This window comes from Collinsella aerofaciens (assembly GCF_020181355.1).
Lineage (GTDB): Bacteria > Actinomycetota > Coriobacteriia > Coriobacteriales > Coriobacteriaceae > Collinsella.
Genome location: NZ_CP084004.1, coordinates 363,662 through 379,953 on the forward strand (window position 1 = coordinate 363,662; position 16,292 = coordinate 379,953).

Sequence of the window (16,292 nt, forward strand, 5' to 3'; positions counted from 1 at the left end):
ATGGTTTCACCGATTGGGACCAAGGCATCCGAGGAGCAGTGTTATATGGGAACTTATCATAGTACACGAGGACGCACTTTATCGTGCTCAAGTAAGGTGGCAATCCGCACCGGCATCGCTCCCGACGGGGGTCTGTTTGTCTCGGACGAGCTCGGCACCCAGCAGGTCGATATCAGCTCGCTTGCAGATAAATCGTACTTTGAAATCGCTCAAGATGTGTTGGGAATGTTACTGAATGATTACACGACCGAAGAAATTTCGGCGTGTGTCGACGAGGCATACCGCGGCACGTTCGCGAGTGAAGAGGTTACGCCGCTCGTCAAACTCGACGCTGCGCCGGGCGCTGACGCCCCTCAGACCTATGTGATGGAGCTCTTTGGCGGCCCCACGAGCGCCTTTAAGGACGTCGCCCTGCAGATGCTCCCCCGCTTGATGGCCCGCACTTCCGCCAAGGACGGCGGCGCCGAGCGCATCATGATCGTCACCGCCACGTCGGGCGACACCGGCAAGGCCGCACTTGCCGGTTTTGCCGACGCCCCGGGCACGGGCATCACCGTCTTTTATCCCGAGGGCAAGGTCAGCCGCGTGCAGAATCTGCAGATGTCCACGCAGGAGGGCGGCAACGTCGCCGTCTGCGGCATCCGCGGCAACTTCGACGACGCCCAGAGCGCCGTCAAGCGCATCTTTGCCGATAAGGAGCTGGCCGAGCGCCTTGAAGCCGCCGGCACGGTGCTTTCGAGCGCCAACTCCATCAACGTCGGGCGCCTGGTGCCGCAGGTCGTCTACTACTTTGCCGCCTATGCGCAGCTGCTGCGCGCCGGTGCCATCGAGGCCGGCAATGCCGTGGAGTTCTGCGTGCCGACCGGCAACTTTGGCGATATCCTGGCCGGCTACTACGCCAAGCGCATGGGTCTGCCCGTTGCCAAGCTCATCGTCGCGAGCGACAAGAACAACGTTCTGGCTGACTTCCTGACCACCGGCGTCTACGACCGCAACCGTCCGTTCTTCACGACCATCTCGCCGTCGATGGACATCCTCATCAGCTCCAACCTGGAGCGCATGCTGTACTTCCTGTCCGGTGGCGACTGCGAGCTCGTTGCCGGCCTTATGGAGCAGCTGGCACAGACTGGTCGCTATGAGGTTCCCGCCGACCTGCTGGCAAAGATTCAGAGCGTGTTTGGCTGCGGCTGGGCCAGCGAGGACGAGGTCCGCGCCGCCATCAAGAGCTGCTGGGACGCCAACGGCTACGTGATCGACCCGCACACCGCCTGTGGCTATCACGTCTTTGAGCAGGTCGCCCCCGCCGAGGGCGCTAAGGCCCGCGTGCTGCTTTCGACCGCCAGCCCCTACAAGTTCCCACGCGCCTGCTGCGACGCCCTGGGCCTCGACGTTCCCGAGGATGATTTTGAGGCCATGCGTGTACTCGAGCAGGCCACCAACACGGTCGCCCCGACCCAGCTCGCCGAGCTCGAGTCCAAACCCGTCCGCTTCGAAGACGTCTGCGACGTAGCCGACATGGCCAACTACGTAGAGTCTGCAGCAAAAAAGATGGCTACCAACTAAACCCCATATAAGGCGCCGGCGAAAGCCGGCGCACCTTCTTTTATCAGATACCTACCGGGATGATGACGAACGTGCATAGCGTGCCTGGCTGTTTAGTTCGTCGCGAGTTCCGCACGCAAAGGAAAGCACTTAATGTGCTTTCCGTCTTGCGCAGGACTGCCCGAGCAGCGAACTAAACAGCCAGGCACGCCAGGAGGACTCACATGATCAAGATCACCGTCCCAGCAACAAGCGCCAACTTGGGCATTGGCTACGATACCCTCGGCATGGCCGTCAGCCTCTACTCGCACTTTACCTTTGAGCGCGCCGACAAGCTCACCATCACGGGCTGCCCCGAAGAGTTCCAAAACGAGAATAACCTGGTCTATGTAAGCTTTGTCGATGCTCTGGCCGCCTGGGGCGAGCCGGCTTTTCCCGTTGCCATCGACATCCAGACCGACGTGCCCGTCGCCCGCGGCCTGGGCTCCAGCTCCACCTGCGTCGTCGCCGGCATTATGGCCGCCGCCGCACTGACAGGCCACACCGTCGACCGCGCCGAGCTGGTTCGCATCGCCACCGAGGTCGAGGGCCATCCCGATAACGTCGCCCCCGCTATCCTGGGCGGCGCCGTCTGCTCCTTTACGCCGACCGATTCGCTCCCCCAGTGCCTGCGCTACGAGGTGAGCGATCGCCTGCGTTTTATTACCGTGATTCCGCCCTACGAGGTACACACGAGCGAGGCGCGCAAGGTCGTGCCGCAGGAGATTCCGCTCTCCACCGCCGTGTGGCAGATGGGCCGCATCGCCGGTATGACGCGCGGCTTGGAGACCGGTGACCTCAACCTGATTGCCGCCGCCAATGACGACCGCATTCAGGAGCCCTATCGTCGCCGCCTGATTCCCGACTACAACGCCGTGCGCAACACCTGCCTTAACGGCGGCGCTAAGACCATCTGGATTAGCGGCTCGGGCTCGACCCTCATGGCTGTGACCGACGACACCATCGTGGCAAAGTTCCTGCAGGTCAAGCTGCGCGAGCAGTTCCCTAAGTGTGATACGCATATTCTGACGTGCGACACGGAAGGCGCTCAAATCGAGTACCTGTAGACATCGCCGATCGGTCTGTCCGGGCCACCCAGGGGCATCCCCTTAAAAACGTCCTCGCACTTGAGGCCCACTTATCCTGCTCCTTCGGAGCTGCGGATAAGCGGGCCTCGTGCTGCGGAATGTTTTTAAGGGGATGCCCCTGGGTGGCCCTATGGCAACGTAGCTAGCGATGTCTACAGGGACCCACGCTTTGAAGGGGCGCCAGGCTGAAATCATGGCCTTTTATTGATAGGGGCTCTTGCTAGGCTGGGGCACTTATTAGAGGCAGGCTTCGGCGATGCGGCGCTTGAGTTCGTCGATGCCGGTACCGGTCTGGGAGCTTGTGATGATCACGTTCTCGGCCGGAACGTTGAGCTGCTTTTTGATGGCTGCTGCCTGGCGGGCCTGCTGGGTGCGGCTGAGCTTGTCGGCCTTGGTGAGGCAGACGATAAAGTTGAACTCGTTGCCCTGCAGGTAGTCGATCATGTCATGGTCGAGCTTGCTCGGGTCGTGACGAATATCCACCAGCGACACGACCAGGTTAAAGCTGCGCTCCGAGTCGAAGAAGTCGCCGATAAGTTCTGCCCAGCGGTCACGCTCGGCCTTGGAACGACGGGCGAAACCATAACCCGGCAGGTCGACGAAGTGCACGTCGTCGGCCTCGAAGAAGTTGATGTTGCTCGTCTTGCCCGGCGTGCTCGAAACCTTGACGAGGTTCTTGCGGCCAAAAAGCTTGTTCATGATCGACGACTTGCCCACGTTGGAGCGGCCGACGAAGCTCACCTCGGGGCAGGTGGACTCGGGAATCTGCGAAACCTTGCCATAGCTGGCAACGAACTTGGCAAGCTGGTAGTTAATGGAATCGGCCATGGACACTCCTTGGTCGTAGGTTCTTACAAAAGAGCGCGCTAATAGATAGCAGCGATACGGCGAACGATATCGAGCGTAATGCCACTCGCGGTACGGGCATACTCGAACAGGTCGAACTCGCGGTCGCAAATCGCATCGTACGCCTCGTCACAATTATCGCTGATAGCGCGCAGCACCAGGCAATCGACACCATTTTTAGTTGCGACATGAGCAATTGCCGCGCCCTCCATGCCGACACAATCGGCGTGCGTCGCCTCGATAGCGTCGTTGCGCATGGCGGCGCCCGTCACAAAACGGTTGCCCGTGGCAATCGTGCCGACCAGGAACTGCTTTGCGCCCTCGTTCGAGGCGGCCGCATTTGTCGAAGCATCAACAAACCCATGCTCAGCAAGTACATCGGCAGCGATATCGACCAGCGCAGACGTCGAGCCAAACTCCTCGAGCCCCGGTGCAGACTCGGCGATAAGCGCGGTATCGGTATCCAGATAGCGCAGGCACTTGCCAATGACGATATCGTCAATATGGAGCTTGGGATTCAGGCCACCTGCGATACCCGAAAGCACAACTGCCTGTGGAGCATACTTGCTAATGAGGTGCTGCGTCGCAGCAGCGGCGTTCACCGTGCCCATGCCCGCCGTTGTGGCGACAAGCGTCAGGCCGTCGAACTCACCGCTCACAACGGTCAAGCCTGCCTCCTGTGCCTCGCAAACGTCGCTCAGCTCTTCCTTAATCTGCATGATCTCTTTTTCGAGTGCACCGATAATCGCGATGGTAGCCATGCCATTCCCCAAACCTATACGAAATTCTCAACCACGGTATGGTACCAGCATTTTGTTTGACCTCGTCAAACGAACACGCTAGGCCAGCACAGCTCGCGTATCAAACAGAGCCTTTGCAATCGCAGCCGTAACCTCGCTCGAGCGATCGCTCCACGGCATCGATGTCATGATGCTCATGACATAGGTACGGCCATCGATGTCGATAAGGCCCGCATCGCATGTCGAATAGCAACCATCCTCGCTAATCCAGCCTGCCTTGTTGCGCACCAAGGCTTGGTCGTCCGCAATGCCGTCACGAATAAACGATCTGGCCGTAGAGGCCAGAAGGCCCGACAGCCATTGTGACGTCTCGGTATCATGGCTCAGATACTCGCTCATCTCGCGCCACAACTTGGCCGAGGTGCGCGGGCAATAAGTGGGAAAATCACTCATCGGATCGAGTGCGGTATCGTAATCGACGCCAAGACCGACAATCCAATCCTCGTAACCGACACGGTCAAACGCCGCACGCAACGCGATAAACGAATCGTTGTCCGAATTAACGACCGCGGCCTCGATCAGGTCGCGCACCGTCTGCCAGCCCATGTTGTAGCCGCCATAGGTGCCAAGGGAATCATCGAGCGACACTTGCCCTGTCTCGACCAGAGACTCGCAGATGTACAACGCATAGAGTGCCTTGTAGCTACTCGCACCGTAAACCTCGACATCGGCGTTATACGTCACGCCCTTGCCACTTGACAGGTCGTAGAACACCACGCCCACATCGCCCAATTCCTTGGCCTGATCAAGGGCATCTTGGAGCGCGGCGAGGCTCTCATCCTCCAGGGCGGGGATCTGGTCATCAACCAGTGAGAAGGTCTGCACGGTATCGCCTGAGGGAATATCGTTAAAGTCCGCCTTCAAAAGCCTCGTCTTGAGGCTCGCTGTCGACAGGGTTTGGCTTGCGGTGGCTTTAGATTCAGAGACCTTTTTGTTTTGCGTCTGTACCGTTGACGCATCTGAGTGTGCCATTCGCTCCGACGCGTAGGTTTTGGCGGTAATTCCGAGGATAATAATCGCCAACGTTAGCATCCCAATGGCGGCAATCTTCGTCACGCGGACGCGAGCGTCGGCAAGGCCACGCGAAGATGTGCCCTTCGTCTCATATCTGCTGCTATGCTGCGGCATATACTCGTCCCGCGATGCGTTATTTCGCACGTGGTCTCCTGACTGCTACCGTTCATATACGAGCAGCATAATACCGAGCAGGCATTTCTTTCCAAAGATATTCAGCGGCGTTTAAGGCGTCTTTAAAGAAACCACAAGCGTATTTATCCAAATGGCGCGATTCTGTTGCGCATCTCCGCCCAAAACGCAGTTGCGGTGGAATAGTTCCTATTTGGGCGGCATAAGCCGAAAAACAAGAACTATTCCACCGCAACTTGACGGAGCTCTTTGGCAATCAACTTGGTGCCCAGGGGCACTCATTTAAGTCTGTCCCCAATGAGTGCCTTTGGGGAGCGAAAATGGCTCGCTAGCCGATAGCGTTTTTGAGTTCCACGCGACGCTTTTTCATGCCCGTCATGACGGCGTTGCGCAGCTCGGGCATGCGCGCGGTATCCATCTGTGGAACGCCCTCGAGCTTATAGGGAATGCCCAATTGCTCGTACTTGACGACACCCATCGTGTGATACGGCAGCATTTCCAGGCCCACCACGTTGTGCCATGGAGCGATGAGGCGGCCGAGCGCCTCGCACTCCTCAACCGTATCGGTAATGCCGGGCACCACCACGTGGCGGATAACGACCTTAATCTTGCGACGGGCAAGCTCATCACCAAACGCCAGAATGCGTGCGGGATCGCAACCGGTCAGCTTTTTATGCTCAACGGGATCGGCATGCTTGATGTCGAGCAGCACCATGTCGGTCTCGTTGAGAACAGTATCGAACTTCTCGGGATGGTTGGGGTCAAACGCATAGCCGCAGCTGTCGAGGCAGGTATGCACGCGGCCATCGGGGTTGTTGTGCATTGCACGGAACAGGTCGGCTAAAAACGCGGGCTGCAAGAGCGGCTCGCCGCCGGACACCGTAATACCGCCGCTGCGGTAAAACTCATGGTTGCTCTGGAACTCGTCCATCAGGTGCTCGACGGTCACCATGGTGCCGCCGCTAACCGACCAGGTATCGGGGTTGTGGCAATACGCACAGCGCATGGGGCAGCCCTGAACAAACACCACAAAGCGGATGCCGGGTCCATCGACCGTTCCCATCGTCTCAATCGAATGTACGCGGCCCAGGGCAAACGCAGAGTCCTCGGGACGAGCGTCCACACCCTCGAGCGTCATCTCAGCCATTCCCGCTACCTTGCCTCTCATTGGTTTTAGCTACATAAATGCCAGAATCATTCTAGCCCATACGCATGATGGCGAAACGGTTTAGCGGTCAATTGGGTTGTCCTATTTGGCCCTACGCAAGAGCGGCGGGAAGGTTATCGCAACCCGCCCGCCGCTGAGGCAATAGAAATCGATAGACGCCAGACCTTACGCCTTAAGCGTGAGCACCGCACCGAAGGCGGTCGGGCCGCAATGGCTCGAGATGACACCGCCGACCTGAGTCCAGGTAACGTCCTTAAAGCCCAGGTCGTGCGCATAGACTTCCATGTCGTCGCGCAGCTCCTGGGAAAGGCCTACCGAATACGCCAGGCCAATATGCGAGTAGTCAATCTCGCCCTTCGCAACCATGTGGTCAATAAAGGCGCGGGCGCACTTGAGCATAGAGCCGCGGAACTTCTTGGTTGCCACGAACTTGCCGCCCGTTACCTCAATGCAGGGCTTAATCTTGAGCAGATGGGCACCGAGGAATGCCACGTTGGATAGACGACCGCCCGCCTTAAGGAAGGCTAGGTCGGTAGGAACAAAGCCCAGCAGCACACGGTCCATGACGGAATTCGTAAATGCAAAGATTTCGTCGACGGTGGCATCGGGGTGAGCCTCGATGTATTTGGCGGTCTCGACGGCAACAAGCGACTGGCCCACCGAGACAAAACGCGTGTCCATGGAGTAGACGTAGTCGCGACCCTTGGCGGCAATCTTAGAAGACTGGTGTGAGCAGGTCGTGGCCTCGGAATACGCAAGGTGCAGAATAGTCGCATCGGGCTGCTCGGCATGGATGCGATCGTACACGTGCGCAAAATCTGCCGGCGCGCAGCCGCTGGTCTTGGGCATCACGCCAAACTCGTTGCAGCGCGAATAAATCTCGAGCGGATCGATCGAGCCGTCCTCGACGGTCTCGTCACCAATCGTGACATGCATAGGTACGCGCACGATACCGTAGCGTTCGCAGAGCTCCGGCGTCACATCCGAACCAGACTCAACCACGATTACGTACTTGCCCATTATCATCACGACCCATCTCAACATTGGCTTTTCAACACATGGCACGCGCCGCCGCACTGTTGCACAACGGCGGCAGAGCGCCAAAGAGACGCCGCCCCTTGCACACAACAAAGGACAGCGTCTCCCTGGAAAAACTCCGTGCTAATCTGAGATTCTACACGGTTTATTACTAAGTGTTACTTACTCCGCAAACGGTCGCTATACGCGATAAACGGTAGTTCGCTGCGGCAACTGCGACACATTCCGCCCAGCAAGTCCAATCGTGCTCCACACACGGTTAATGCGCGAGGCGGTAGAAATTCATCGATGCCGCGCCCTCGGCGTGCAGCTCCATCGCCGGAACCGCCGGCGAATAGGTACGGCTCGTAAGTGCCGCCTCGCCGCCATTTGCAAAAATCTCGACCATCGTAGTGTCCGAAAGCACGCGCAGGTCGCGAAGCTCGCCGAGCTCAATCGACCTCTGGTCGCGCCCATAGCCTTCGTCACCCATGTCGAGGGTAAGCATCCCGTCCGCATAGCGCACAAAGACACCCTTGCGAATCTCGAGCTCAACCATCTTGGCGCCCTCACAGGAAACCACGAGATCAAACAGGCGGCCCGGCTCCTCAACGGTTTCACCGCCTGTCGTGCGAACGCAGTCGCCGCGCATCCTCTCAATCTCGTGCGCCGGCTGCTGGCAGAGCTTACCATCGCGCATGCTCAGCTCTCGCGGCACCGTCAACGCGCACTGCCACCCGCGCGCCACCGTCGGGTTTTCCGCCGTCGCATCGGGGCAACCCGACCATCCGATCATCAATCGCCGGCCTGCAGCATCCTCAAAGGACTGCGGAGCATAGAAATCAAAACCGGCATCGACCATCGGGGGCATGCCCTTCCCGACGATTTTAAAGCTCGGCGCCTCCCAATCGGCCTCGATGGGGAACCACACGCACTGATGCGGATTGCGGTAACGCCAGCCATCGGCAGGCACACCCTGCGGACAGCAAACGAGAATAAGCTCGCCATCAAGCTCAAACAGATCAGGGCACTCCCACATAAAGCCAAACTTCTCGCCCAGCTCAATGCGCGTCGCATAGCTCCAGACCCCTAAATCACGCGAAGTATAGACAAGCACGCAGCCACGGTCGTCTTTCGTACGAGCGCCCAGAACCATGTAGTAGATACCATCGTGCTCAAGGATCTTGGGGTCGCGCACGTGCGTACCGATATCGTCGGGGTAATCGACTGGTCCAACAGCCATGCGCTTCTCGCCCAATTCGTCGGGATTCTCGGCAACCATATGAATCTGGTTTTGCTCACGGCCCGTCAACACGTAGTCGTAATCATCGCGGTCAAAATGCTTGACGTTGCCGGTATAGAAGTAGTGAATCTTGCCATCACGTACAAAGGCAGAACCAGAATACGCTCCGCTCGAATCCAAATCGGAATCGGGGAACAGCACGGGGCCGTGATTCTCGTACGTCACAAAATCCTTTGTCGTCAGATGGTTCCAAAGCACTGGACCGCCATGCGCAGCATCGAACGGATCGTATTGATGATAGATGTGATACGTATCACCAATCTGAACCAAACCGTTGGGGTCGTTGAGCCAGCCAAGCTCAGGCTCCACATGGAACAGAAGCCTATCGGGGTCGGACGCGATGCGAGCCGCCGTCTCATCCTGTCCGACACGCCACTGCTCATAGTCCGCGCGTGTCACCTTGTTTTTTTGATTTAACATCGCCGTTGACTTTCTCGTCTATGGGGAAGGACGCTCGACTCACACGAGTCGAACGCCCTTCCTCAAATGGACTTATCCTCAGATTACACTGAACGGCTCAACTAGAAGCTAACGTCGAAGCCAGCGCCAGCGCCCTCTTCATCGGTGGTCGGCACGCCCTTTGCCTTGTTGTAGGCAAAGATCAAGACGATCGGCACGATAAAGGCGATGAGATTGCCAGCCACATACCACACGAGGGTCTCGGGCGTGACGATGAGCAGGCCAAGCACGCCGGTCAGACCCTGACCGATAGCGCGCACCTCAAAGAGCTTGACGAAGGCACCGCCGCAGCCTGCACCGATGCATGCGCAGATGAACGGAATGATCGAATAGCGCATGTTTGCAGCAAAGATAGCGGGCTCGGAGATTCCGACCAGCGTCGGGATAAAGGACGACATGCAGATGTTGCGCTCTTTGGAGTGCTTCTTGTGAATGAGGTACATACCGATGGCGCCGCCGCCCTGGGCGATGATGGAAACCGACCAGATGGCCTGGATGTAGTTGAAGCCAGTCGTGGCAACAAGGTTTGCCTCGATACCCTGGATGAACTGATGCGTACCGGTAACGACGAGCGGCTGCAGGAACGCGGCGAAGACAAAGGCACCGAAGACGCCCATCCTGTTGTACAGGATATCGATTACGCCGGCGAGGACGTCACCGATCAGGTTGCCGAGCGGGCCGAACACGGTGAACAGGGCAACGTTAGCAAGAATCAGGGTAACGGTCGGGACAAAGACGAACGAAACGACCTCGGGGATGTACTTCTGGGCAATCTTCTCGACCTTGGCCATAAACCAGGCAGTCAGGATTGCGGGGAACACACCGCCCTGGAAAGCAACCATGGGAATGGATAGCGGACCGAAGTTCCAGTACTCAGCACCCGTCGGGTCCATAACGAACGTGTTGCGGTTCATAAGGCTCGGGTGAACCATGACGATACCGACGAGGATGCCCAGGATCGGGTTACCGCCAAAACGCTTGACCGCGCTGTACATAACCAGGACAGGCAGGTAGTCGAACGTGGTGGCGATAATGGCAAAGAAGCTTGCGAGGTTCTTGAGGAACTCGCTGTGATCGGCGAGGCTGCCCTCCATGCCAAAGAGGCCGTTGGCAACGATCAGCGACTTAAGGCCGATGATGATTGCAGCGCCGACGAAGGCGGGAATGATGGGGATAAAGATGTCCGAGAATACCTTGAGGACCGAGAAGAACTTGCCCTTCTTGTCCGCCTCGGCGCCCTTGACCTCGGAAGCACTGATCTCCTTAACGCCCGTCAGAGCCATAAACTCATCGTAAACCTTGTTGACGGTACCGGTACCGAAGATGATCATGAGCTGGCCGCTGTTGTACAGCACGCCCTTGACGCCATCGATGTTCTCGAGCTCGGCCTTGTTGTATTTGCTCGTATCCTTGAGCACCAGACGCAGACGGGTCACGCAATGCGTGGCGCCCTCGATGTTCTCCAGTCCGCCGACGTTGTCGACGACTTGCTGGGACACTGCCTTGTAGTCCATGTTCCTCTCCATTCCTTTTCTAAATCATAAAACGGTTCGTTGCCGCTACAGAGACGCGATCGTTGCGTTTGCGCACTTGAGCGCACCGTCGGTGACGGTAAGCGCCACACCCTGGCCCTGCTTGTTGCAGAAGCGAGCGTTGAGCGCAACATCATCGACAAAGATGGTCGCGATGTCGTCGTCGACGACCAGACGCACATGGTGAGTGCCCTCGCCCTTAAAGAACAACGGACGCTCGAGGCCCATGTTGTTGACCTGGAACCACGGGTACTGGGGAGCCGGCGTGAACTCGAGCTTGCCCTCGCGCAGGTTGGCGCGGAACTCATAGGCAAGACCAGTCTCGGCGTCCTCGGCGAACTTGACCGAGAAGCCGGCAGCGTTACCGCCGAGCTCAATGTCGGCATCGAGCAAGTAGGTGGAGCCGGCATCCGCGGCGAGCACCTGCTCGACCTTGCCCGACTCGCAGGAAAGCTCAAAGGTCTCGACAGCCTTGCCCTCGCCAAAGGCGCCAAGCATGCTGTCGGGGAGCTTGGTGCCGAGCGTTCCGTCGGCACGCTGAACGATCTCGAGGGGCATAAAGGTGCCACCCCACAGGTAAGAGCTGGGGTCACCGCCCTCGTCACGCGTAGGAACCCAACCAAAGAGAACGCGGCGCTCACCATCAAATGCGGTACGCGCGGCATAGTACGCGCGGCCATCGAAGGAATCGTCCGCAGGAGTGATCCAAGGACCGTTGATAGAGCGAGACATGCGGTAACGGGTCTTGTTGCCATCACTGTACTCGGAGAACACCAGATACCACCAGTCGCCCATCTTAAAGAGATCAGGCATCTCGAACATGGTGTACAGGCCCGGATTCCACCAGTCGCCCTGGAACTCCCAGGTATCCAGGTCCTTGGAGGTGAACTTGACCAGACGACCGGTCATCAGACGCTTGTCCTCGCCCACACGCGTGCCGAGGATGAGCATGTACTCTTCGTTCTCCTCATCCCAAAGCACAAAGGGATCGCGCCAGTTGCGGTCATCGTAACCCTCCTGGGGCGGAAGCAGCGTCTCGGCGATGTTCTTCTCCCACTTGACGGCGTCGTCACTCGTTGCGTGAAGAAGAACCTGCTTCATCAAGCGTGCCTTGACCTTATCGCGATTGCAACCAGTGTAGAGCGCATGGTACTTGTCGCCCACCTTAAACACCGTGCCGGCATAAACATACTGGTCGACTTCCTCGTCGCCGCCACGCTCAAGGCTCTCGCCAAAGTCTTTGTAATTGACGAAGTCCTTGGTTGTCGCGAGTGCCCAGCCAAACGGCTCTCCGAAAGGTCCGGGGTTTCGCGTGTCACGCTGATGATAGAGATAGAACGTGCCGTCCTCGCCGTACGGCATGATGTCGCCTACCCAAATTCCCTCAGGCTGGTAATACACCTTGTGCATCCGAGACTTCCTTTCTCACGAGATACTAACTCGGTACAACTGCAAGATATGTCAATCGTTTTCATATGTCAAACGTTTTCACACCAATACGTCTTTTCGCAGTTCCAGTCGTCGGCAAACGGTTGACATATGCCGGCGAACGGTCATCAGAGGTGTTTGAGGAATTCTTTTGGCACGGGATGAACTACGCGGTTTTACCCTCAATGAGTTCAACGGGGAGCTTGATATTCGATTCGGGCTTTTCGCCGTTAATAAGAGCAATGATGGATTGCGCCGCGAGCTCTCCGATGCGATCGATATCTTGGCGTACGGTTGTTAAGTCAGGCATAAACGTCATAGTGCGGCGGGCACCATCCGCGCCCACGACCTTAATATCGCCCGGAGCGCTCAAGCCGCGCTGCTTCATCACGTTAAGACAGATAGCCGCCATCGTGTCGTCTCCCGCAAAGATGCCGTCAATATCGGGGTTCTCATCGAGGATCTTCGCAACGACCGCGCTCTTTTCGTCGTCGGGCTTAACGAACTCAACCTCACGGACAAGCGCGGGCAAACCGGCCTGCTCAACAACATCGAGGTAGGCATCGGTACGCTTATTGGCAGGCATGCGCATGCGGCTATTGCTGCGCAGGCACAGGATGCGTGAACATCCGTCATCGATCAGGCGACGCGTGGCAAGTTCGCCGATGCTATAGCTGTCGCTCGCAATCTGAACAGAGGCTTCGCCAAGGTCGCAGTCGATACCAACCAGACTCAAGCCCATCTCGGCATACGCCTCGGCACCGATATTAAGCGAGTTGACGATGACGCCATCAACCATATTGCGTCGAAGCATGTCGATATAAGAGCGCTCAAGCTCGGGTCGATTGGCGCTATTGCACAGCAGCATCTTAAAACCGTTTTCGGCCAGGGTATGCTCAATGACTTGAACCACTTGGGCATGAAACGGACTGCTGACATAGGGGACGATCATACCGATAAGATTCAGGCGACCGTTGAGCATGGCACGGGCGATATCGTTGGGCGTATAGTTGATGCGCTTCATCGCGGCATGGACCTTATCGCGGGTCTCTTGGCTAATATAGCCGCGATTATTAAGCACGCGAGATACCGTAGTAGGCGAAACCCCCGCCACCGCCGCAACTTCCTTGATGCCAGGCTTAGCCGTATCCTTAGAACGAGCACTCTCGCGAGCCATAGCACCCTCCCCCATCAACATGTCATACGTTTACATACGAACAAAGCATACCCCAACAAGAGCGGGAAGACGGTAACAGTACAAGTAAGTAAACGACTCATCCAAATAATTAGGAGAGTTCCGCCTAAAGGGCGACTACACAGGACCCCCGCCGGGCCGCTTTGGGTTACTTTCCAAAACATTTCCGCAGGACGCAAAGGGCTCCGCCGCGCGAAGCGCGCAGCGGAGCCCTTTGCATGTCCGAGGACGTTTTGGAAAGTAACCCAAAGCGGCCCGGCGATCCTGCGGGAGTTGAGTCCCTTTAGAACTTGTCGTGGAAGGTACGCGCAATGACCTCGTCCTGCTGCTCCTTGGTGAGCGTGTGGAAGTTCACGGCGTAGCCGGAAACGCGGATGGTCAGCTGCGGGTACTTCTCGGGGTGAGCCTGAGCGTCGAGCAGCGTCTCACGGTTGAAGACGTTGATGTTCAGGTGGTGGCCACCCTTCTCGGCGTAAGCGTCGAGCATGTGGACCAGGTTATCGGCCTGAGTCTCGGAAACTTCAGAAACCTTCATAATGTGTCTCCTTCGATTAATAGGCGCCGGCCGAAACCGGCGCACTAATCAGTAATCGTTATTGTTAGTATAGCACTAACAATAGTTACTCGCCCAGCTGATCAAGGTCGATATCGCCAAAGAACACCTGGTCCTCCTTGCCGAGCGCACTCGGGATGATGGAGAAGGTGTTGGAGATGCCGTCCTGAGCATCGCGGAACGGGAGCTTGGAAACCGAAGACAGCGAAGCGATGGCGCCGTGGCTATCGCGCTTGTGCATGGGGTTAGCACCCGGGGCGAACGGCTGGCCAGCCTTGCGGCCGTCGGGCGTGGAGCCGGTCTTCTTACCGTACACGACGTTGGAGGTAATGGTCAGAACCGAGGTCGTGGGCACGGAGTTGCGGTAGGTGTCGTTCATGCGGATGTACTCCATGAACTGGTGCACAACGTCGTGAGCGATCTGGTCGACGCGGTCGTCGTCGTTACCGTACTTGGGGAACTCGCCCTCGGTCTCGAAGTCGACGATGATGCCGTTCTCGTCACGGACAGGGTGGACCTTGGCGTACTTGATGGCGGACAGGGAGTCAGCCACGACGGAAAGGCCAGCGATGCCCGTAGCGAACCAGCGGTGCACGTGCTTGTCGTGCAGAGCCATCTGAATGCGCTCGTAGCAATACTTATCGTGCATGTAGTGAATGATGTTCAGAGAGTTGACGTACACGCCAGCGAGCCACTTCATCATGTCGTTGTACTTGGCCACAACGTCGTCGTAATCGAGCGTATCGCCCTCGACGGCGCGATACTTGGGGCCGACCTGCTTCTTGGAGACCTCGTCAACACCGCCGTTGAGTGCGTAGAGCAGGCACTTGGCAAGGTTGGCGCGGGCGCCGAAGAACTGCATCTCCTTGCCGATGCGCATGGAGGACACGCAGCAGGCAATGCCGTAGTCGTCACCGTGATAGACGCGCATGAGGTCGTCGTTCTCGTACTGGATCGAGGAGCTGGCGACGGAAGTCTTGGCGCAGAACTTCTTGAAGTTCTCGGGCAGACGGGTCGACCACAGAACGGTCATGTTGGGCTCGGGGCTGGTACCCATGTTCTCGAGCGTGTGCAGGTAGCGGTAGCTCATCTTAGTAACGAGCGTACGGCCGTCAACACCCATGCCGCCGATGGACTCGGTGACCCACTGCGGATCGCCGGTGAACAGGGCCTGGTACTCGGGGGTACGGGCAAACTTGACCATGCGGAGCTTCATGATGAAGTGATCCACGAACTCCTGGATCTGCTCCTCAGTGAAGGTACCGTTGGCAAGGTCGCGCTCAGCGTAGATGTCGATGAACGTGGAGGTACGGCCGATGGACATAGCGGCGCCGTTCTGCTCCTTAACGGCAGCGAGGTAGGCGAAGTACATCCACTGGATGGCCTCCTGCGTGTTGGTAGCAGGGTTGGAAATATCGAAACCATAGGTCTCGGCCATCATCTTAAGCTCGCCGAGGGCGCGGATCTGCTCCTGCAGCTCCTCACGATCGCGGATGTTGTCGGCGGTCATGACCGTCGGGGTGGAAGCCTTCTGGGCCTCCTTGTCCTTGATCAGGTAGTCGACACCGTACAGGGCGACACGACGGTAGTCGCCGATGATGCGGCCGCGGCCATAGCCATCGGGCAGACCGGTGATGATGTGGGCCGAGCGGCAAGCACGCATCTCGGGGGTGTAAACATCGAAGACGCCGGCGTTATGGGTCTTGCGCTCGAAGGTGTAGCGCTCGACAACGTTCTCGTCGACCTTGTAGCCGTGCTGGCTGGCAGCCTGGCAAGCGATGCGGATACCACCGTTGACGTGCAGCGCGCGCTTGAGCGGCTTGTCGGTCTGGAGGCCGACGATGGTCTCCTTCTCGCGGTGGGCGTTATCGATGTAGCCAGCGGGGTGGCTCACGATACCCGTGACAGTCTTGGTGTCCATATCGAGGACGCCGCCCTGCTCGCGCTCCTTGAGCAGCAGGTCGAGAACCTCGCCCCACAGCTCCTTGGTACGCTCGGTCGGACCGACGAGGAACGACTCGTCGCCCTCATAGGGGGTGTAGTTCTTCTGGATGAAGTCTCGGACGTCAACCTCTCCCGTCCAGATGCCTTCCTTGAAGCCTTCCCATGCCTCCTGCATTGTGTAACCACGCTCCTAGTTACGTGTAATGCGGCGCTCTCTCACACCGCTGCTTAT

Annotated in this window: 13 protein-coding genes; 2 read left to right on the forward strand and 11 right to left on the reverse strand. The window is 57.9% G+C overall.

The features are described 5' to 3' along the window. Positions 1–45: 45 nt before the first annotated feature. Both thrC and thrB read left to right on the forward strand, forming a co-directional pair. Positions 46–1,563, forward strand: a complete 1,518-nt coding sequence (gene thrC, locus LCQ44_RS01590) for a threonine synthase (RefSeq protein WP_225093888.1) — start codon at positions 46–48, stop codon at positions 1,561–1,563. A 203-nt stretch (positions 1,564–1,766) separates the two neighbouring features. After that, positions 1,767–2,648, forward strand: a complete 882-nt coding sequence (gene thrB / locus LCQ44_RS01595) for a homoserine kinase (protein ID WP_225093889.1) — start codon at positions 1,767–1,769, stop codon at positions 2,646–2,648. Between the two features lie 258 nt (positions 2,649–2,906). Here the strand turns inward: thrB and yihA are convergent, their stop codons facing one another. The 11 genes from yihA to pflB all read right to left on the reverse strand — a co-directional run bounded on the left by yihA (position 2,907) and on the right by pflB (position 16,235). After that, on the reverse strand, positions 2,907–3,497 hold the full coding sequence (gene yihA / locus LCQ44_RS01600) for a ribosome biogenesis GTP-binding protein YihA/YsxC (protein WP_055252447.1): 591 nt from the start codon (positions 3,495–3,497) through the stop codon (positions 2,907–2,909). A gap of 38 nt (positions 3,498–3,535) precedes the next feature. Continuing rightward, positions 3,536–4,276, reverse strand: a complete 741-nt coding sequence (gene mtnN, locus LCQ44_RS01605) for a 5'-methylthioadenosine/S-adenosylhomocysteine nucleosidase (protein ID WP_225093890.1) — start codon at positions 4,274–4,276, stop codon at positions 3,536–3,538. Positions 4,277–4,354: 78 nt separating this feature from the next. Further along, entirely contained in the window at positions 4,355–5,179 is an 825-nt protein-coding gene (locus LCQ44_RS01610; RefSeq protein WP_225093891.1) for a serine hydrolase, read from the reverse strand. A gap of 610 nt (positions 5,180–5,789) precedes the next feature. Then, the gene (gene pflA, locus LCQ44_RS01615) at positions 5,790–6,608 is read right to left on the reverse strand and encodes a pyruvate formate-lyase-activating protein (RefSeq protein ID WP_225093892.1); all 819 of its coding nucleotides are present in this window, start codon (positions 6,606–6,608) and stop codon (positions 5,790–5,792) included. Positions 6,609–6,794: 186 nt separating this feature from the next. Next, the gene (locus tag LCQ44_RS01620; RefSeq protein ID WP_117821044.1) at positions 6,795–7,649 is read right to left on the reverse strand and encodes a DegV family protein; all 855 of its coding nucleotides are present in this window, start codon (positions 7,647–7,649) and stop codon (positions 6,795–6,797) included. Between the two features lie 277 nt (positions 7,650–7,926). Further along, positions 7,927–9,369 carry a glycoside hydrolase family 32 protein gene (locus tag LCQ44_RS01625; protein WP_225093893.1) on the reverse strand — a complete coding sequence of 481 codons (1,443 nt, stop codon included), beginning with the start codon at positions 9,367–9,369 and terminating at the stop codon, positions 7,927–7,929. Between the two features lie 101 nt (positions 9,370–9,470). Beyond that, positions 9,471–10,922, reverse strand: a complete 1,452-nt coding sequence (locus LCQ44_RS01630; RefSeq protein WP_052044095.1) for a PTS transporter subunit EIIC — start codon at positions 10,920–10,922, stop codon at positions 9,471–9,473. 45 nt (positions 10,923–10,967) lie between these two features. Continuing rightward, positions 10,968–12,350: a family 43 glycosylhydrolase gene (locus tag LCQ44_RS01635; protein ID WP_117746634.1), complete on the reverse strand. Its 1,383-nt coding sequence runs from the start codon at positions 12,348–12,350 to the stop codon at positions 10,968–10,970. Positions 12,351–12,534: 184 nt separating this feature from the next. Beyond that, positions 12,535–13,545 carry a LacI family DNA-binding transcriptional regulator gene (locus LCQ44_RS01640; RefSeq protein WP_225093894.1) on the reverse strand — a complete coding sequence of 337 codons (1,011 nt, stop codon included), beginning with the start codon at positions 13,543–13,545 and terminating at the stop codon, positions 12,535–12,537. A gap of 301 nt (positions 13,546–13,846) precedes the next feature. Next, positions 13,847–14,098 (reverse strand): autonomous glycyl radical cofactor GrcA3, encoded by a 252-nt coding sequence (gene grcA3, locus LCQ44_RS01645; RefSeq protein WP_006234861.1) that lies wholly within the window; start codon positions 14,096–14,098, stop codon positions 13,847–13,849. 85 nt (positions 14,099–14,183) lie between these two features. Beyond that, positions 14,184–16,235, reverse strand: a complete 2,052-nt coding sequence (pflB, locus tag LCQ44_RS01650) for a formate C-acetyltransferase (protein WP_035137643.1) — start codon at positions 16,233–16,235, stop codon at positions 14,184–14,186. Positions 16,236–16,292 lie beyond the last annotated feature (57 nt).